12 protein-coding genes are annotated in these 18,249 nt (G+C 71.2%); 2 read left to right on the forward strand and 10 right to left on the reverse strand.

Annotated features, from left to right (window positions below; genetic code table 11):
• Positions 1–68: 68 nt before the first annotated feature.
• From ABD954_RS03285 to ABD954_RS03300, 4 genes are all read right to left on the reverse strand, one after another.
• The gene (locus tag ABD954_RS03285) at positions 69–2,504 is read right to left on the reverse strand and encodes a glycoside hydrolase family 3 C-terminal domain-containing protein (protein WP_345484217.1); all 2,436 of its coding nucleotides are present in this window, start codon (positions 2,502–2,504) and stop codon (positions 69–71) included.
• Between the two features lie 176 nt (positions 2,505–2,680).
• A complete protein-coding gene (locus ABD954_RS03290) occupies positions 2,681–3,772 on the reverse strand; it encodes a DUF1996 domain-containing protein (protein ID WP_345484218.1) in 1,092 nt (363 codons plus the stop codon).
• A 163-nt stretch (positions 3,773–3,935) separates the two neighbouring features.
• Positions 3,936–6,113, reverse strand: a complete 2,178-nt coding sequence (locus ABD954_RS03295; RefSeq protein WP_345484219.1) for a discoidin domain-containing protein — start codon at positions 6,111–6,113, stop codon at positions 3,936–3,938.
• A 253-nt stretch (positions 6,114–6,366) separates the two neighbouring features.
• The gene (locus ABD954_RS03300; RefSeq protein ID WP_345484220.1) at positions 6,367–8,568 is read right to left on the reverse strand and encodes a discoidin domain-containing protein; all 2,202 of its coding nucleotides are present in this window, start codon (positions 8,566–8,568) and stop codon (positions 6,367–6,369) included.
• A 226-nt stretch (positions 8,569–8,794) separates the two neighbouring features.
• On the opposite strand from ABD954_RS03300, the gene ABD954_RS03305 reads away from it, so the two are divergent.
• Positions 8,795–9,814, forward strand: a complete 1,020-nt coding sequence (locus ABD954_RS03305) for a LacI family DNA-binding transcriptional regulator (protein ID WP_345484221.1) — start codon at positions 8,795–8,797, stop codon at positions 9,812–9,814.
• Positions 9,815–9,851: 37 nt separating this feature from the next.
• Here the strand turns inward: ABD954_RS03305 and ABD954_RS03310 are convergent, their stop codons facing one another.
• Genes ABD954_RS03310 through ABD954_RS03325 form a run of 4 tightly spaced genes read right to left on the reverse strand, consistent with a single transcriptional unit; the run spans position 9,852 to position 14,437 of the window.
• Complete coding sequence (locus ABD954_RS03310; protein ID WP_345484222.1) at positions 9,852–11,207, reverse strand: GH1 family beta-glucosidase; 1,356 nt, start codon at positions 11,205–11,207, stop codon at positions 9,852–9,854.
• A gap of 35 nt (positions 11,208–11,242) precedes the next feature.
• The gene (locus ABD954_RS03315; RefSeq protein WP_345484223.1) at positions 11,243–12,082 is read right to left on the reverse strand and encodes a carbohydrate ABC transporter permease; all 840 of its coding nucleotides are present in this window, start codon (positions 12,080–12,082) and stop codon (positions 11,243–11,245) included.
• Positions 12,083–12,113: 31 nt separating this feature from the next.
• On the reverse strand, positions 12,114–13,109 hold the full coding sequence (locus ABD954_RS03320; RefSeq protein ID WP_345484224.1) for a carbohydrate ABC transporter permease: 996 nt from the start codon (positions 13,107–13,109) through the stop codon (positions 12,114–12,116).
• Positions 13,110–13,123: 14 nt separating this feature from the next.
• A complete protein-coding gene (locus tag ABD954_RS03325) occupies positions 13,124–14,437 on the reverse strand; it encodes an ABC transporter substrate-binding protein (protein WP_345484225.1) in 1,314 nt (437 codons plus the stop codon).
• Positions 14,438–14,621: 184 nt separating this feature from the next.
• Between ABD954_RS03325 and ABD954_RS03330 the strand changes: the two genes are divergently transcribed.
• Positions 14,622–15,944 (forward strand): ROK family protein, encoded by a 1,323-nt coding sequence (locus tag ABD954_RS03330; RefSeq protein ID WP_345484226.1) that lies wholly within the window; start codon positions 14,622–14,624, stop codon positions 15,942–15,944.
• Positions 15,945–16,240: 296 nt separating this feature from the next.
• Here the strand turns inward: ABD954_RS03330 and ABD954_RS03335 are convergent, their stop codons facing one another.
• Positions 16,241–16,645, reverse strand: a complete 405-nt coding sequence (locus tag ABD954_RS03335) for a type II toxin-antitoxin system PemK/MazF family toxin (protein ID WP_345484227.1) — start codon at positions 16,643–16,645, stop codon at positions 16,241–16,243.
• Between the two features lie 279 nt (positions 16,646–16,924).
• Positions 16,925–18,226, reverse strand: a complete 1,302-nt coding sequence (gene nhaA / locus ABD954_RS03340; protein WP_345484228.1) for a Na+/H+ antiporter NhaA — start codon at positions 18,224–18,226, stop codon at positions 16,925–16,927.
• Positions 18,227–18,249: the final 23 nt, after the last annotated feature.

Below are 18,249 nucleotides of genomic sequence, written 5' to 3' on the forward strand. Positions count from 1 at the left end.
GGCCGTCCGTCGGGGGCACGGCCCGCGTGAGGAGACACGCACCGGCCCGCACCGCCCTTCCGTCCGTGTCACCCGGTCGCTCGGACGCTCAGTTCTCCGTGCCACAGGAGGTGACCGGCCGACCTCCCCACCATGATCCGGTAGGTGCCCGCCTCGGTGCGCCAGGTCCGCTCGTCGTCGGACCAGTGCCGCAGAGCGCGTGGGGGCACGTCCACCACGGCGGTCGTCGTCGCGCCGGCCTCCGCGTGGACCGCGGCGTAGCCGGCGAACCAGAGGGCCGGTCGCTCCACGGTGGAGCCGGGGCGTGCCAGGTACACCTGGACCACTTCGCGGCCGGGCCGCGCGCCGGTGTTGCGCAGCTGGACGCCGACGGTGAACCACGTTCCCTCCGTCACCTGTGCCGGGGCCCGCACCGCGCCGTACTCCCAGGTCGTGTAGCCCTCGCCGTGCCCGAACCAGTAGGCGGGTTCGCTCTCCGCGCGCGCCCACGCGCGGTAGCCGATGTGCAGCCCTTCCTCGTAGTCGAGCCTGCCCGCGACCGGCCGTGAGCGGGTGACGGGTGCGTCCGGGAGCGAGGCCGCCCAGGTCGTCGGAAGGCGACCGCCGGGCTCGGTGATCCCGAGGAGCATGTCGGCGAGTCCCGATCCGGCCTCCTGCCCGGGGAACCAGGTGAGCAGGACCGCGCCGGCCTCCTCCCGCCACGGAAGCTCCACGGGGCCCCCGCTGTTGACGACGGCGACCGTGCGCGGGTTGACCGCAGCGACGGCGTGGACGAGCGCGTTCTGGTGTCCGCCGAGGGAGAGATCCGTTCGGTCGCGTCCTTCGGTCTCGGTGTGTTCGGTGGTGCCGACCACCACGATCGCGGCGTCCGCGTTCCGCGCCGCCTCCACCGCCTCGGCGAGCGCGGCCGCCGCCTCGCGCTCGGGGGGCGCTGCCGCGACGATCACGGCCCGCCCGGTTCCGGGGGCCAGTTCGCGCCGGGCCACCAGGTGGACGGTTCGTGGTGTGCCGATCGTCGCTCGTGCGGTGTGGAGAGGCGGGGTCACATGGACGACGGCCGGGTCGTCGGTCGTACACGGGAAGTCGCCGTCCAGCACGGTCCGGTCGTCGACCGTGAGCGACATGCGGCCGAAGCCGGCGACTCCGAAGGTCCACTCCCCCGTCGTCTCCGCTCCGATCAGCGCGCTGACCTCCACCGTGCTCGTGCCGGGGACGACCGGAGGTTCCAGCTGTCTCCCCGACAGGCGGTGTTCCGCGTACAACTCCTGGCCCGCGGCGTCCAGGAGCCGCAGCAGCACTCCGGGCTCCCCCGACCTGGGGTCGCGGCATCGGCCGGGGTCGAGGGGGGCCGGGGGCACCTCCAGGGAGGGGCCGGGCGCGTGCACGACGCGGGCGTGTCCGCACAGCCCGGCACGGATTCCGTCGAGGGGCGTGACCGTGCCCGAGTCGAAGACGCCCGCGCTGCCGCCGCCCTGCACCCGCGGGGACGCGGCGTGTTCGCCGATGACCGCGACGGTCGACAGGGCGGCCCGGTCCAGCGGCAGCACCCCGCGGTTGCGCAGGAGCACGGCGCCGGCGGCCACCGTCCGGCGCAGCAGCGCACGGGTGTCGCGGGATGTGGACGCCGGTACGCGTCGGGGCCCGCGCGGTCCGAGCGCGTGAAGGCGGCGGGCGAGTCTGAGGAGGCGTCGTACCTTGTCGTCGATGACCTCTTCGGGGACCAGACCGTTCTTCACCGCCCGGGCCAGCTCCGCCTGCCATGGTCCTTGCGGTCCGGGCATCGCCAGGTCGAGTGCGGCGAGCGCGGGGGCCGTCGTCGAACGCAGCGCGCCCCAGTCCGACACGACCACGCCGTCGAAGCCCCAGTCGTCCTTGAGCGGCTCGGTGAGGAGGGGGTTGGCGGTCATGGTGGCGCCGTTCACGCTGTTGTATCCGGCCATGACCAGCCACACGCCCGCGGCGACGGCCGCCTCGAACGGTGCGAGGTACACCTCCCTGAGGACCCGCTCCGAGACGCGTACGTCCACGTGCATGCGCTCGGACTCGGAGTCGTTGGCGACGTAGTGCTTGGCCGTGGCCGCGACACCGGCCGCCTGGATGCCCCGGATCAGCGCGGCGCCGGTGCGGCCCGTCAGCTCGGGGTCCTCCGAGAAGCACTCGAAGTGCCGTCCTCCCAGGGGTGTGCGGTGCAGGTTGAGGGTGGGGGCGAGGACGATGTCCACTCCCTTGCGGGCCGCTTCCGAGGCGAGCAGGCCGCCCAGCCGTGCGGTCAGCTCCTCGTCCCACAGCGCACCGATCGCTGACGCGGAGGGCAGCAGCGCGGAGGTGTGCCGCTCGTCCCACGCCTCTCCGCCTACGCCGGCCGGCCCGTCGGACATGACCATCCGGCGTAGCCCGAGGGCCGGCTCGTCGGCGGTCCGCCATGTGGTGGCACCGCTCAGCAGCCGCACCTTCCGGGTCAGATCGAGCTGTTCCAGCATCCCATCGATCAGGTCGTCGGTCATGGCCACCCCGGTCGCGTCCTCCGCTCTCCGGCCGGGAGAGCGCTTGCCAAGATCTCGTCGCTGAGGGCTTCGCGTCGAGGCCCTCCTGACCAGCCGTCACCGGCGCGCGCCGGAGGTCCGGTCGCCCCCCCGTACGCGGGAGGAGGCGACCGGGCCCCTGCGGTTGGCCGGCCGGCTCAGGGCAGGCGGTGGTCGGCGTTGAGCACGGCACCGCGTTCGGGGCGGTAGAGGTCGAAGCCCCGGGTGTCGCACTGGAGGCCGCCGTTGATGCAGTGGTCGACCAGGGCCTTGAGGGTGCGCTCCTCCCACGCGTTGAAGAAGTCGTAGTGGAAGGAGTAGCCGCGACCGCTGGCCAGGCGGACCTGGGACATGTCGCCGTTGACCGGCCACGCCATCTTGAACTCGATCATCGGCAGGGCGACCGGGTGGGAGGCGGGGCACATGTTGTCGTTGGTGCCGGGCTTGACCACCGGGTAGGCCATGTGGCTCTGGTGGTCGGGGGTGTCGAGGTGCAGGCCGTTCCAGCAACTGGGGGCCTGCATCCGCAGGTTGAGCTGGACGTCGGGCCGGCTCGGGCAGTGCGCAGGGATGTCGGTGTTGAAGAAGCTGTCACCGCATTCCCAGCCCTCGACGAAGCCCTTGTGGGCCCGGAACTCCTGGGCGGTCTGCATCGGGTTGCCGACGACGAACCGCAGCCCCTTGGGGAAGGGCCGCACGCTCCGGTAGTCGGTCACGCCCGCCTTGTAGTAGATGACCTGCGGGCCCACGGGCAGGATCTTCTGGTCGCCCCGGTACAGCGAAGGCATCCAGTACGCCGAGGCGTCCGCGGGCGCCTTGCAGGTGGTGGCGCCCCCGTAGAGCGAGCCGGTGGTGCTCGCGGCGTCGGTGGAGGTGTTGCCCATGAACGTGTGGTCGTGGGACCTGCCGAACTGGCCCGGGTAGACGATCGGGTCGTCCGGCGCGGTGTGGGTGACCGAGCAGCCGGCCTGGAACTCGTGATGGTAGGCCGGCGGAGGGGTGGCCGTGGACGGGGTGACGCCGGTGACCGGCGGGTTCGCGGGAACGTACCCGTCGCCGTCGGGGTCGTCGCCGGACGCCTGGGTGGAGGCGGCCGTCGGGTGTCCGACGTGGCTGACGGCCGCGGCGACGGCGGGCGGTACGCCGTCCTGCGGGTCGGATGCCCGGGCCATCGTGCCGAAGCCGAGGGCGCCGGCGGCGAGGGCGGAGCCGAGGAGGAGGCCGGTGAGCCGTTGGGAGGTCAGTCTCATGAAGATCTCCTGCCGAAGGGTGAGGTGGGCGTGGTGCTGCCGTGCGTCCGCGGGCGGCGGGAGGCGGCTCGCTCCCGCCGCCCGGGGTCCGGACACGTGGTGCGGCCGGGGTCGGCGCCGCGGTGGGCGGACCGGTCGCGGTCGCGCCGTCACGGGTGCGGGGTCAGCCGTAGATCCCGAACTCGTGGAGCGAGTAGCCCCAGCCGGTACCGCGCGCGGTCAGGTGCAGTCGTACGTGGCGGGCCGTCGCCGACACGTCGATCGTGTCGATGTCACCGTTGCCGGTGGTCGTGGAGTGGACCGTGCGCCAGGTGGTGCCGTCGTCGGAGACCTGGACTTCGTAGGACCTGGCGTAGGCGGGGTCCCAGACCAGCTGCAGCGTGCGGACCGCGGTGGGAGCACCGAGGTCGACCCTGATCCACTGCGGGTCGCTCCAGTCGCTGGCCCAGCGGGTGCCGGTGTCGCCGTCGGTGGCACGGGACGCGGGGCAGGGGCAGTCGCCGTAGGAGGTCTGGGCGGAGGAGGCGGTCGTGGGCTTGTTCAGGGCGTGGTTGGTGCCGGTGACGGGCGGGGCGACGACCTTGACGGACCTGGTCTCGATGCCGGCGTTGCCGCGGCCGTCCTCGGACCGGACGTACACCTTCCAGACGCCGAGCCTCTCGGGCGCGGTGACGGCGAAGGTGCCGTTGCCGGTGGCGCGCCACTTCGCCTCGATCAGCCGCTTGTCGCCGTTGGCGTAGGTGCCGCTGAGGAAGATCTTGTGGGTCAGGGGGTCGTTCTCGGGGTCGCGGATGTCGGCGCGGACGGTGAACTCGCCGCCGGCCGGCGCCTGTGACGCCGGGGAAACGGTCATGCCGGTGATGACGGGCGGGGTGTTGTCACCTGCGGTCGACCCGGTGTAGGCCCTCTTCACCGCGTAGTAGGACAGCCGCTTGAGGCCGTCGGGACGCAGGTTGAACCAGACTCCGCCGAAGTCGTGCTCGAGGCCGTAGTGGAACATCGTCGCGCCCAGGGCGACGCCCCGGTGGCCGGTGACGCAGTCCCATGCCCTGGTGTAGCCGGCGGCCTTCTGGACATCGGTCGGCTCGTCGGGGACGCCGTTGACGTCGTCGGGGACCTCCCATTCGCCGGCGTTGCCGGTCTCGGTGATGATGTACGGCTTGTCGTAGCCGCCGTCGATCCAGTCCTGGCGGACCCCGCAGATGTCGCCGTAGGCGTTCATCGAGTACAGGTCGAGGTCCGGGGCGTTGCGCTTGTAGTAGGGCCAGGCGCCGGTCCACGCGTCCGTGGAGGTCACGGGGTGGTCGGGGTCGAGGGAGTGGATCTTCCTGGCGACGTCGTTGACGAAGGAGGTGTAGGCGTTGCGCTGGGCTTCCAGCTCGGTGCCGCTGTAACAGTTCTGCAGGCCGAGGACGGACTCGTTGCCGACGTTCCACATGAGCGTCGCCGGGTGCGACTTGTAGGCGTCGACCCACCTGGCGAACTCGTTGAGCATGGTGTTCTTGTACGTCGTGTCGGTGACGTAGTCGACGCAGCCGCCGGAACCGGGGCCGCCGCCCGGCTGGAGCCAGAAGCCGTTGACCACCCGGATCCCGTGTGCCGCGGCGGTGTCGAGCAGCGGCTTGGTGCCCCCGTCCGTGCCCCAGGTGCGGATGGTGTTGACGCCCATGGACTTCAGGTCCGGCATGTACGTCGGGGCGTCCGCGACGGCCGGACCCCAGGTGAGGCCCTTGACGGTGTACGGCTGGCCGCCGACGGTCAGCTGCCAGTTCCCCTGCGCGCCGGTCACCTCGACCGCGCCGCCCGGCGGAGGGCCGGTCGGGCCGTCGGTGCCGTAGACCTGGAACTCCCACAGGGAGTAGCCGTAGCCGCCGGAGCGGACGAGGCCGTTCATGCGGACGTACCGGCCCGTACCGGAGACCGCGAGGTCGTCGGTGCCGCCGTCGCTGCCGGTGACGGTCTTCACCGTGCGCCAGCCGGTTCCGTTGTCCGAGACCTGGATCTCGTAGTTCCTGCCGTACGCGGCTTCCCAGGTCAGGACCACGCGGCTCAGGTCCCTGACGGCGCCGAGGTCGACCTGGAGCCACTGGGCGTCGCTCCACTGGCTCGCCCACCGGGTGCCGGTGAGGTCGCCGTCGACGGCGGCGGCGGCGGAGAAGGCCCCGCCCTCCTGTGAGGAGGCGGTGGCCGTCCTGCCCTGGGACAGCAGGGTCTCCGCGGCGCTCGCGCGGGGCGCGGTGGTGAGGGTGAGGGAGGAAGCGAGGAGCGCTCCGAGGGTGAGGGCTGCCGCCGTGCCGCGCGTGCGGCGGGCCGGTGCGGCCGGGGAGTGGGGAGGGGGCATTGCGGCTCCTGACGTCGATGGCGGTGGTGCGGCCGGTTCCCGGCGGGGGGGCTCGCCCGCCGGTGCGGCGCTCTCCGGGCCCGGCGGCTCTGTCATGCCCATGTCATTCATGAACGTCCGGGGCGGGGCGTCCTGGCCGGTCGGGTGGTGCGGTGGGTGCCCCGGGCCGGGGCGCGGGGACTGTTCACCCGGCCCGGGGTGTCGCTGCCGGCTCCGTCTCGTCACCGAAGCCCGGCGAGGAGACGGTGGCGCGTCAGGGGAAGGACACGACGGTCGACGGCACGGTCGAGGTGCCGGCGGGGATGGTGGAGGCACCGGTGTCGTTGATGACGTGGTTGTAGTGGCCCATGCCGCCGAGGGACACGACCAGGAGGCTGTGGAACCTCACCCCCGGCTTCACGGGTGCCTTGAAGCCGTGGTCCTGGACGATGGTCGGGTCCACGTTGTAGTTGCAGTAGCTGCCCAGGCCCCACGCCTCGTGGGTGTTCACCGAGTCGTCGACGCGGTAGGCGGCGTACCCCTTGGTGGTGCCGTTCTGGATGGCGGCCTGGTTGGGCGCGTCGTAGGCCTTCTCGTTCTGGTAGAAGATCGTGCGGCCGCGCTCGCCGTACCACTCGACGTCGTACTTGTTGAAGTGCTCGACGAACAGGCCGGTGGCCAGCACGTCGTCGCCGTTGACGCGGACACCGTAGTCGGCCCGGTTGGTCTCCCAGCCCCAGCCCTCGCCGTGGTCGGCGCGCCACACCCAGGTGTGGTCGACGATCGTGTCGTCGCTGTTGACGACCATGCTGGTGGTGGCCTTGCCGACGTGGGCGCCGCCGATGCGGATGTACACGTCCTGCACGGTGGTGGGGTTGGCGGAGTGGTCCGCGCCGGCGCCCTGCGGGCCGATCTCCAGCAGGGTCGGGGAGTTGACCGGGCCGGCGTCGATGAGGAACCCGGCGAGCCGGACGCCGTCGACATCGGCCACCCTCATCGCGGTGACGCCGTTGTCGGGGACGATCGTGGCGAGGCCGAGACCGAGCACGATGGTGTTGGCGCGGTTCACCTCGATGGTCCGGTCGACGTGGTAGACGCCCGGGGTGAACAGCAGGTGCAGGCCCTGGGCCAGCGCCTGGTTGATCGTGGCGGCGGTGGCGCCCGGCTTGACCACGTAGAACTGACCGAGCGGGACGGCCTGGCCCTGCGGGGTGCCGTTCGCCCAGCTCGTACCGCGCGCGTTGACGCGCTTGGCCGGCACGAAGACCTTGTACTCGTTGCCGTCGAGGAAGAGGTAGGGCTTCTCCCGGGAGATCGGCGTGGTGTGCAGCGTGGTGTAGCGCGGCTCGGGGAAGGAGGTCGCCGGAGCACCCTCGACACCCGAGAAGGTCTGGTTCCACACGCTGTTGGACCAGCCGCCGATCGAGCTCTCGCGGGTGTACCACTGCTGCTGCGAGTAGTTCCCGACCTGGCCGTCGATCTTCGAGTCGGCGATGTAGCCGCCGGAGGCCCAGCCGTAGCCGTTGGGCGCGAGGTTGAGGCCGCCCTTGACGTGCATGCGGCGGAAGGCGGATGCCTGCGAGACCGCCCAGCGGTTCGTGCCGCTGACCGGGTTGAGGGTCAGGCCCTCCGCGCCCCGCCAGAAGTTCTGGGTGGCGTTGCCGTTGAACCAGCCCGCGTCGACGGTCACGTCACCGTTGATGGTGGTGTCGCCCGGACGCAGCCCGAGGCCCGCGATCTGGGTGTAGAAGCCGATCTGCGCGTTCAGGTTGTTGTACGTGCCGGGCTTGAAGAGGAAGGCGTGCCGGCCGGAGCCGAACTGGGCCGACTCCTGCTGCCGGAAGACCTGGTCCAGCTTGCCCTGGATGTCCGGGGTCGAAGGGTCGAAGACGTGCACGTTGGGGCCGAGGTCGCCGCCCCCGGGCAGGGTCGGTCCGGTGCCGTCGCCGGAGCCGTACACCTGGAACTCCCAGAGGGAGAAGCCGTACCCGGTGCCCCGGGTGATGCCGTTCATCCGGACGTAGCGGCCGGTGCCGGACAGGGTGACCTCGTCGGTGCCGCCGTCGCCGGCGGAGACGGCGGTGACGGTCCGCCAGTCCGTGCCGTTCTCCGAGGACTGGATCTGGTAGCTCTTGCCGTACGCGCCTTCCCAGGTCAGGACGGCGTGGCTGAGCGTGGCGCTCTTGCCGAGGTCGACCTGGAGCCACTGGGAGTCCTGCCAGGAGCTGGCCCAGCGGGTGCCGGTGAGATTGCCGTCGACCGCGGCACTCGCGGGGAAGGCGGGCCCCTCCACGGAGGAGGCCGTCGCCGTTTTCCCCTGGGACAGCAGGGTGGGGGCGGCCTGCGCCGTCGTGGCCGGGACCAGCGCGAGCAAGCTGCCGGCCAGGGCGGCGGCCACCGCCAAGGCGATGCCCTTGCGGGCTGGAGGAGTGGGGCGTCCACGGGACGGGGCTGCGTCCGGTATGCCGAAGGGCATGGAGGGCTCCTTAACAAGCTGATACGGGAGAGCGCTCTCCAGACCTTGGCCTGTACCTCTGGGGGCGGTCAAGGATCCTGACCGACTTTTCTTTAGCCTTCCATTAAGTAGGAGAGAGCGCGCGTCACGGAGCGGGCCGGCGGCCCGCCGTGCGGCAGGGCGGGCCCTTCGGGCACGCGTCGGCTCGGCGACCTCGTGGGCGCAACGGCGCGCTAGGGTTCCGGACATGAGCAGAAGGGGCCCGACGCTGGAGGATGTCGCACGCCGGGCGGGGGTGTCCCGGGCGACGGTGTCCCGGGTCGTCAACGGCGTTCGCAACGTGGCCCCCGACATCCAGGAGCTCGTCCGCCACGCGATCGAGCAGACGGGGTACAGGCCCAACCGGGCCGCCAGGTCGCTGGTCACCCAGCGGACGGAGACGGTCGCGCTGATCATCTCCGGGGCGGGTGACACCTTCGGCTCACGCGTGTTCGCCGACCCGTTCTTCGGCCGGGTGGTCAGCGGCGTGGTCGGGTACCTGCGGTCGCACGCGATGCATCCGGTGCTCCTGGTCGCCGAGTCCGACGCCGCGAGGGAACAGGTCGTCGACTATCTGAGCCAGGGCACCGCGGACGGCGCGCTGGTGGTCTCCGTCCAAGTCGCCGACCCCCTGCCCGCGATGCTGACCGCCGCCCGGATCCCCGTCGTGCTCTTCGCCCGCCCCGAACATCCGCACACCGTCAGCCATGTCGACCTCGCGCACGCCGAAGGGGCCCGCCTTGCCGCCGAGCACCTCCTGGCCAGAGGGTGCCGGCGGATCGCGACGATCTCGGCCCCGCAGTCGATCCCCGCGGCCCGCGACCGTCTCGACGGCTTCCGTGCGGCGCTGGCCTCCGCCGGGGTGGCCGACGTTCCTGTCGCCGAAGGCACCTTCACGGTCGACAGCGGTGCCGCGGCCATGGCGGAGCTGTTGCGTGACCACCCGGACGTGGACGGTGTGTTCGCCGCGAACGACCTCATGGCCCAGGGGGCGTGCCAGTTCCTGCGTGAGCAGGGCAAGCGGATCCCGAAGGACGTGGCGGTCGTCGGCTTCGACGACTCCAGCGTGGCGGTGACGTGCCGCCCTCCTCTGACCACGGTGCGCCAGCCGGTGGAGAAGATGGCGGCGGCGATGGCCCGTCTCCTGTCGGAACACATCCAGGGAACCCGCACCCGGCCCGCCTCCGTGCTGTTCGACGCCGAGCTGGACGTGCGCGAGTCGGCCTGAACGGCCGCGAGCGGCGTGCACCGGCCGTGGCGGGCGGTTACGCGTGGATCCTGCGGTGGCTGCGGATGATCTCCGCGTAGCGCCGGCCACTCGTCTTCACGGTCCGCTTCTGGGTGGCGTAGTCGACGTGGACGAGCCCGAAGCGCTTGTCGTAGCCGTAGGCCCACTCGAAGTTGTCGAGCAGCGACCAGGCGTAGTAGCCGGCGAGCGGGGCGCCCTTGCGGACGGCTCGGGCGCAGGCCTCCACGTGCTCCTCGAAGTAGGCGGTCCGCTCGGGGTCGTGGACCTCGCCGTCGGGGCCGACGGCGTCGGGGAAGGCCGAGCCGTTCTCGGTGACGTACAGCTTCCGGATGCCGTAGTCCTCGGTGAGCCGCAGCAGGAGGGCTTCGAGGCCGCCCCCGTCGATCTGCCAGTCCATGCCCGTGCGGGGCACGTCGGGCAGGCGCACCTCGCGGGCGTACGGGACGGGGCCCGCCGGGTCGTCGGTGACGGTCACCGGGAAGTAGTAGTTGAGGCCGTGCCAGTCGAGGGGCGCGGCGATGGTTGCCGCGTCACCGGGCTGCTCGGGCAGCTCGACGCCGTACAGCTCGCGCATGTCCGTGGGGAAGCCGCGGCCGTAGACCGGGTCGAGCCACCAGCGGTTGGTGTGACCGTCCATGCGGAGGGCCGCGGCGGTGTCCTCGGGGCTGTCCGAGGCCGCCGCGACGGTGCTGTGGTTGGTGACGATGCCGACCTGCGCGCCGGGGCGGGCGGCGCGGACGGCCCGGGTGGCCAGCCCGTGCCCGAGCAGCAGGTGGTAGGAGGCCCGGACGGCGGCCGTCAGGTCGGTGAGGCCGGGGGCCATCCGGCCCTCCAGGTGACCGATCCAGCCCGAGCAGAGCGGTTCGTTGAGCGTGGCCCACTGGGTGACCCGGTCCCCGAGGCGCGCGGCGACGACGGAGGCGTACGACGCGAAGTGCTCGGCTGTCTCCCGCACGGTCCAGCCGCCGCGGTCCTGCAGCGCCTGGGGCAGGTCCCAGTGGTAGAGCGTGACCGACGGCGTGATCCCGGCGGCGAGCAGGGCGTCGATGAGCCGGTCGTAGAAGTCGAGGCCGGCGGCGTTGACCGCTCCGCTGCCGTCGGGGACGACACGGGGCCAGGCGATGGACAGCCGGTAGGCGTCGACGCCGAGCCGCCGCATGAGCGCGATGTCCTCGGGCCAGCGGTGGTAGTGGTCGCAGGCCTCGTCGCCGTGGTCGTCGTTGTCGATCTTGCCCGGGGTGTGGGAGAACGTGTCCCAGATGGAGGGGCCGCGGCCGTCCTCCGTGACGGCTCCCTCGATCTGGTAGGCGGACGTGGCGGTGCCCCAGGCGAAGTCGCGGGGGAAGGCGCCGAGGTCTATGGAGTCGGACACGGAGAACCTCTCGGAGATCAGCTGGGGAGGGAAGGTCACTTGACGGCGCCGGCGGTGAGCCCGGCGACGAGGTAGCGCTGGAGGAGCAGGAAGCCGGCGACGACGGGCAGGCTCACGACGAGGGACGCGGCCATCACCTGGTTCCAGTACACGTCGTTCTGGGTGGAGTAGCCCTGGAGTCCCACGGCGAGGGTGCGGGTGGTGTCGTCGGTCATGACGGAGGCGAAGAGGACCTCGCCCCAGGCGGTCATGAAGGCGTAGACGGCGACGGCGACGATGCCGGGGACGGCCGCCGGGACGATGACCCGGAAGAGGGCGCCGAGCGGGCCGCAGCCGTCGACCTTGGCGGCCTCGTCGAGTTCGCGGGGCACCGAGTCGAAGTACCCGATGAGCATCCAGATGGAGAAGGGCAGGGAGAAGGTGAGGTACGTGATGATCAGCCCGGCGCGCGAGCCGAAGAGGGCGATGCCGGTGGCGTTGCCGATGTTGACGTAGATGAGGAACAGCGGCAGCAGGAAGAGGATGCCGGGGAACATCTGCGTCGACAGCACGGTCACCGTGAAGACCCGTTTGCCGCGGAAGGAGTAGCGGCTCACCGCGTAGGCGGCGAAGACCGCGATCACCACCGAGCAGACCGTCGCGGCGCCGGCCACGATCAGCGAGTTGACGAAGTAGTCGGCGAGCGGGACGGTCTCCCAGATGTCGAAGTACGGCCGGATCGTGAGTCCCGTGGGGATCCACTGGAACTTCCCCGACACGTCCTGGAGCGGTTTCAGCGAGCTGGAGACCATCACGTACACCGGCAGCAGCACGAAGGCGGTCAGCAGCGTCAGGAAGATCCGCCGGCTCCAGAGGAACGACCGGGGCGCCGCCATCGGTGACCTCGAGCGCGCACGCCGAGCGTGGTCAGACATCGTTCGCCTCCCTTCCCCGGGAGGTGACCGCGAGGTAGACGCCCGTCACGACGAGCAGGAACGTCAGCAGCAGGACCGACATGGCCGAGCCGGTGCCGAAGTTCCAGGTCTGGAACGAGGACTGGTAGATGTGCAGGGAGATCAGGTCGGCGGATTCGGGCGCCGCCTCGCCGAACAGCACGAACGGCGTGTTGAAGTCGTTGAACGACCACAGGAACAGCACCAGCACCAGGACCTGGTTGACGGGGCGGAGCGACGGCAGGGTGATCCGGCGGATCTGCTGCCACACCCCGGCGCCGTCGAGGGCCGCGGCCTCGTACATCTCGCGGGGGATGTTCTGCAGGCCGGCCATCATGATGAGGAAGGCGAAGGGCCAGCCCTTCCAGACCGAGACGACGAGCAGGGTGACGAAGCTGTTCTCGCCGATCAGCCAGAACGGCGGGCTGTCGGTGAGGCCGAGCTGGTCGTGGATGACGTGGTTCACCAGACCGTTGTCCCGCTGGAACATGAACGCCCAGGTGATGACCGCGGCGTAGATCGGCAGCGCGTACGGGACGAGGAACACCGTGCGCAGGAAGCCCCGGCCCCTGAACGTCTCCTGCATGAAGATCGCGGCGGTCACACCGAGCAGCCAGCACAGCCCGACGGAGAGCACGGTGAACAGGCACGTGGTGACGAAGGAACCGAGCAGTGCCTGGCCCACGGGGGCGTCGAAGTCCACGCTGACGGTGTAGTTGTCGAGCCCGGCCCAGGGCGCCGCGCTCCAGTCGCGCAGGTAGAACTGGGTGAGCTCCTTGAAGCTGACGACGATGCCGATCAGCATCGGCACCAGGTGGACGAGGAGTTCCAGGACGACGGCGGGGAGCAGCAGTACGTACGGCAGGGAGACGCGGCGCAGCCGCCCGGAGCGGCGGGCGCGGGGCGTCGCTCCGGGCGGGGTCCTGCCTGCCGTCCGTCGGCCCGTGTCGGGAGTGACGGTGGTGGTCATGGAGGTGTCCGCGCTCACTTCTTCGGCATCTGCTGCTGGGCCTTCTCGAGCTTGGCCCTCACCGACTCCGTGGTCACCGGCCGGCCGGCGGCCGCGTCGGCGAAGAGTTCCTTGACCGCGGTGCCCACGACGGTCTCGAACTGCGACTCCTCGGGAACCTGCGGCAGGGCGGCGGCGCTGGTCGCGAGGGTGTCGCGCAGGACGGTGAGCGCGGGGGTGTCGAACGCCGGGTCCTGCTGGGCGGACTTGACCGGGGGGATGGAGCCGTACGCCTTGTTGAGGATCCTCTGTTCCTCGTCCCCGGTCATGAAGTGGACGAACTTCAGGGCGCCGTCGAGGTTCTTGGTGTTCTTGAACACGCCCATGTTGATTCCGGCGACCATGGAGTTCGTGTTCCTGCCCTGGCCCGGTGCTCCGGACTGCACGGGGGCGGGGGCCACGCCCCACTCGTCCTCCGTCATGCCCTGCGAGGCGAAGGTGGCGGAGGCGGTCTGCCACAGCACCATGGCGGTCTTGTCCTTGGCGAAGTCGCTCAGGGACTGGTTCTGGGCGTACTCGGCGTTGCCCTCGGCCACGATCTCGTGCTCCGCCATCAGGTCGACGTACTGCTTGACCGCGGCGACGGCGCCGTCCGAGGTGAAGTCGGCCTTGCCGTCGGGCGTGAAGAAGTCGGCGCCGTGCTGCTTGCCGAGCACGAAGACCTGGTGGATGTTGTTCGAGAGGTTGGAGCCCTCGACTCCGATGCCGGCCTTGCCGTCCTTGGTCAGCTTCTTGCCGGTGGCGACCAGCTCGTCCCAGGTGGCCGGCGGCTTGGTGATGCCGGCTTCGGCGAACATCTTCTTGTTGTAGTAGAGGGCGTATGCCATGGAGTAGAGCGGGACGGCCGCGGGGTCCTGGCCGGTGGCGCCGGTGGAGCCGAGCGCCGATTCCACGAAGCGGTCCCTGCCGCCGATCTTCTCGAAGTTCGCCTCGTCCCACGGCAGCAGCGCGCCGCCGGCCTGCAAGGAGGCGCCCCAGGTGTTGCCGATGTTGAGGACATCGGGGCCCTGGCCTGAGGTGGTGGCGGTGAGGATGCGGTTGAGCAGGTCGCCCCAGGGCACGACCTCCAGCTTGACCTTGATGCCCGTCCGCTTCTCGAACTTGTCGAGCTCGGGCTGGAGGACCTTCTTGTCCACCTCGAGGCTGGCGCCCTGGTTGGACGCCCAGTACGTGAGTGTCCTGGACTGTGCGTGGGAGCCGCCGCCGTCGGCCCCGCCGCCGCACGCGGCGGCGGAGAGGACGAGCGAGAGGGTGACGGCGCCGATGGCTGCGGCTCTGACTCTGCGCATGGCTCCAGAGGCCTTTCAGGAAGGGGCGGGAAGCCGACTGCGGGGGAAGGGGCGGCGCTCCGCAGCCGCTCCCCAACAACCCCACGGCTTAATTTAGGATGTGAGTTAAACTGCAAGCGAAGGGCCCGTCAAGAGCGGTCACCGAGGTATGTTGCGATCAGAGACCTCAAGGACAGGGGGCACAGTGCGAGCACGCAGCGGCCGAACGGTACGTGACCTGCGACGGGAGAACCGGACCGCCATCTTGCAACGGTTGTATTTCGACGGGCCTTTGAGCCGCTTCTCCCTGGGCCCCGTCACGGGACTCAGCTCCGGATCCGTCAGCAACGTGGTGTCGGACCTGATCGCCGAGGGCCTGGTCGAGGAGGCGGGCAGCGTCGACTCCAAGGGCGGGAGGCCACGGACCCTGCTGCGCATCAGACCCGGCAGCGCCTACATGATCGGCGTGGACGTGGGCGAGACGCGGGTGCGGGTCGAGCTCTTCGACCTCGCCCTCACCGAACTGGCACGCGCGGAGAAGCCCCTCAGGCCAGGAGGGCCGCGCCGCATCGACCGCTACGACGTCGACGTCGTCGTCGGGCACCTCCGCGAGGGCATCACCGAGGTCCTCGACACGGCCGGCATCCCGCCGGAGCGCCTGCTCGGCGTCGGCATCGGCGTCCCCGGCATCGTCGCCCGCACACCCGAGGACGGCGCCGTCGTGCACGGACAGACCATCGGCTGGGACGCCGTGCCACTGGAACGGCTGCTGCGCGACGCCCGCCTGCTGCCACCGGACGTCCCGTACTACATCGACAACGGAGCCAAGACGCTCGGCCAGGCCGAGATGTGGTTCGGAGCCGGCCGCGGAGCGCAGAGCGCCGTCGTCGTCCTGTTCGGCTCCGGCGTCGGCGCCTGCGTGGTCACCGAGGACATGCCGACCGGCCGTGCCGTGGAATGGGGGCACATGACCGTACGGGTCCGGGGACGCCGTTGCCGGTGCGGCGCCCAGGGCTGCCTGGAGGCGTACGCCGGCTCGGAGGCGCTCCTGGAACGCTGGGCGGAGGCGGGCGGTCGCCTGCCCGCCGACGCGGACGAGGAGACGGCCCTCACCGCGATGCTCGCCGCCGCCTACCCCTCCCCCGGCCCCGACGGCACCGTGCCCGCCCCCGACATGACCGCCCTGGACGTGCTGGAGGAGACCGCCGAGTACCTCGGCGCCGGCTTCGCCAACCTCATCAACCTCTTCCAGCCCGAACGCATCCTCGTCGGCGGCTGGGCGGGCCTCCAGCTCGGTTCGCGCTTCCTCCAGTCGGTGCGGACCTACGCCACCTCCTACGCACTGGCCCACCCCGCCGCGCACGTCCGCATCGACCTCGGCACATTCGGTCCCGACGCCGTCACCGTCGGGGCGGGGACCCTTCCGCTCGCCGACTTCTTCGCACGCGGCGGCCACCAGAGGAGGACCGAAGACGAGGAACCGCTTCCGGCGTGGCAGAGCACGCTGCGACAGCGGGCGGCACAGTGACCGGCAGGCCGGAGCGAGCGGTCTGCTCCTTCGGAGCGTGAAGCCGGGCGGGCGCCGGGCGGGAACGGCGGTCGGCGGGACCGAGGACGTGCTGACGTGCTGACCACCGCCTCCCCCGCCGAGTCCCGCCGCCGGACCGCTGATCATGCTCTATGGGGGCCTCCAGCGACTCCAATGCGGCCGGATCGCGCGATCCCGGGTGTCCGCAGCAGGTGGGGCCGGGCCGCGCGTACCGGTCCCCCGCGCACGTCCGGGCTCGCCCTCACGCTCCTCGCGGGCGTCGGTTCCCTCTCCGCCTACCCGAGTTCACCGCGACGGAGGGCGTCCCTCATCCCCCTGAGCTTCGCGGTCGTCGCCGGGGTCGGCTCCTGTGCGCGTTCGGCGAGTCGGAGGGCGTCGTCGATCTCGCCGAGCTTGCCGGAGGACAGGACGGCCGCCCGCTCGATCAGGTCGTCCCGGGACACGGTGGTCTGCCACGTGCACGGGGTGAAGCCCGGACGCCGGAACGCGAACCGCAGCACGCCTTCGAACGGCAGCCCCTCACCGACGCCGACCGACACCTCGATGCCCAGACCGCTCATGTCGACGCCCGCCGGAGCGACGACCTGCATCACCTGGAACCCGGACGCGTCGTCCCCGGACAGCAGTACGACCGGCCTCCGCTCGTCGAACCGGACCCACCAGACTTCGCCACGTCGCACAAGCCCCTCCGATACACAGGACCGCAGGCGGACGCCGCGCGGCCTGACGCGGTGTCGAGACGGGTTCGACCCGCGTTGACCGTCGGTCGGTGAAGACGGACGATCATGCGGTGACCGCACGTCACAGCGTAGACCCTACCTTCCGGCAGGAGGCTTTCGAGCGCCGGACGAGCCGGACAGCGGGCCCTGGAGCCCTGAGCTCGCGGGCGGCCGTACGGTTCACGAGGAGCGCGAGGACCACGGTCGCGCCGAGCGGGGCCGGCCCCGGGCCGTCACCCGTCAATGCGAGCGGCCTGCCTGGGCTCCCGCCTGGTAGATGTCGGGTACGCCGTCGGCGTCCTCGTCCAGGTTCTCCTCTTCCCACAGTCGCTTGTAGACGCGGTTGCGGCGGCGCAGGAGGAGGGCGGCGAGGGCGGCGGCGGTGAGGGAGCCGATGAGGACGGCGGCCTTGACGTGTTCGGCCCGGGCCGGATCGGGGAAGGCGAGTTCGCCGATGAGGAGGGCGACGGTGAAGCCGATGCCGGCGAGGGTGGCGAGACCGAGGACGTCGGCCCAGGCGAGGTCGGGGTTGAGCTCGGCGCGGGTGAAGCGGGCGGCGAGGTAGGTGCCCAGGAAGATGCCGAGGATCTTGCCGACGACCAGGCCGGTCAGGACGGCGAGGGGTTCGGGGTCGGTGAAGACGTGGCCGAGGGCCTCGCCGGAGACGCTGACGCCCGCGGCGAAGAGGGCGAAGAGGGGAACGGCGACGCCCGCGGAGAAGGGGTGGACGAGGTGGGCGACGCGCCCGCCCGGCGGGACCTTCTCGCCCTTGTCGCGGGTGGTGCGCAGGATGAGGCCCATGGCGACGCCGGCGACCGTGGCGTGGACACCGGAGTTGTACATCAGCGCCCAGATCGCGATGCCGAGGGGCACGTACCACCACCAGCCGCGCACGCGGAGGCGCTGGAGGACGTAGAAGAGGATCAGCCCGGCGAACGCGCCTCCCAGCGCCCAGAAGTTCAGGTCGCTGGTGAAGAAGATCGCGATGATGAGGATGGCGCCGAGGTCGTCGACGACGGCGAGGGTGAGCAGGAACGCCCGTAGCGCGGAGGGCAGATGGGTGCTGATGACGGCCAGGACGGCGAGGGCGAAGGCGATGTCGGTGGCCATGGGCACCGCCCAGCCGTCGAGGCTGCCGCCGCCCGCCGAGGCGGTGAGCAGGTAGAGGGCGGCGGGGACGGCCATGCCGCACAGGGCCGCGACGACGGGAAGAGCTGCGGTGGCGGGGGTGCGCAGTTCGCCGACGACCAGTTCGCGCTTCAGCTCGATGCCGGCGACGAGGAAGAAGACGGCGAGAAGGCCGTCGGCGGTCCAGTGGCCGACGGACAGGTCGAGGCCGAGGGCCGGTATGCCGAAGTGGAAGTCCCGTATCGACTCATAGGCGCCGCTCCACGGGCTGTTGGCCCACACGAGCGCGACGACGGCGGCGGCGAGCAGGACGAGCCCGCCGACGGTCTCGGTGCGCAGGGCCTCGGTGATCGCCTGGCGTTCGGGCCAGGGAAGCAGTCCGAAGGCGGTCTTGCGGGGGCGTGCCTGGGTCATGGGGAGGAAGCTCCGGGGTGGTC

The sequence above is a fragment of the Streptomyces roseoviridis genome (assembly GCF_039535235.1).
GTDB classification, from domain to species: Bacteria; Actinomycetota; Actinomycetes; order Streptomycetales; family Streptomycetaceae; genus Streptomyces; species Streptomyces roseoviridis.

Excerpts from the sequence above, each read along its gene's own strand:
- ABD954_RS03285 (WP_345484217.1), bottom strand. The coding sequence starts at position 2,504 with ATGACCGACGACCTGATCGATGGGATGCTGGAACAGCTCGATCTGACC.
- ABD954_RS03290 (WP_345484218.1), bottom strand. The coding sequence starts at position 3,772 with ATGAGACTGACCTCCCAACGGCTCACCGGCCTCCTCCTCGGCTCCGCC.
- ABD954_RS03295 (WP_345484219.1), bottom strand. The coding sequence starts at position 6,113 with ATGCCCCCTCCCCACTCCCCGGCCGCACCGGCCCGCCGCACGCGCGGC.
- ABD954_RS03300 (WP_345484220.1), bottom strand. The coding sequence starts at position 8,568 with ATGCCCTTCGGCATACCGGACGCAGCCCCGTCCCGTGGACGCCCCACT.
- ABD954_RS03305 (WP_345484221.1), top strand. The coding sequence starts at position 8,795 with ATGAGCAGAAGGGGCCCGACGCTGGAGGATGTCGCACGCCGGGCGGGG.
- ABD954_RS03315 (WP_345484223.1), bottom strand. The coding sequence starts at position 12,082 with ATGGCGGCGCCCCGGTCGTTCCTCTGGAGCCGGCGGATCTTCCTGACG.
- ABD954_RS03320 (WP_345484224.1), bottom strand. The coding sequence starts at position 13,109 with ATGACCACCACCGTCACTCCCGACACGGGCCGACGGACGGCAGGCAGG.
- ABD954_RS03325 (WP_345484225.1), bottom strand. The coding sequence starts at position 14,437 with ATGCGCAGAGTCAGAGCCGCAGCCATCGGCGCCGTCACCCTCTCGCTC.
- nhaA (WP_345484228.1), bottom strand. The coding sequence starts at position 18,226 with ATGACCCAGGCACGCCCCCGCAAGACCGCCTTCGGACTGCTTCCCTGG.